This window comes from Borrelia persica No12 (genome assembly GCF_000500045.1).
GTDB lineage: Bacteria > Spirochaetota > Spirochaetia > Borreliales > Borreliaceae > Borrelia > Borrelia persica.
Map to the genome: position 1 here is coordinate 1 of NZ_AYOT01000061.1, position 267 is coordinate 267.

General features: G+C 27.0%; 1 pseudogene. It reads right to left on the minus strand.

The annotated features are described in order from the left end of the window. Window positions 1-267 (minus strand): annotated as a pseudogene (locus U881_RS10370) (hypothetical protein); the annotation flags it as partial.

Here is a 267-nt window from a genome sequence, read left to right on the forward strand (position 1 = left end):
AATTCATCTCCAAGTTCTAGTTTCCCAAGACCTTCTTCAATTTTTTTAAAAATTTCATTCATCTTATCTTTATTAGAAGACTGAACTTCTTCTTTGATTTGACTTGGCATATTTAGAAGTCCATACATATTAGGTAGCATTCGTTTTTGATTTTTGCCATCTTTTTGAATTGACACAGTACCAGTTAAAATAAATTGATTTATAAGCTTTATAATCTCATTACTTGCAAGTTTGTATGCTTCTTTGAATGGTAATAAATTATTATTT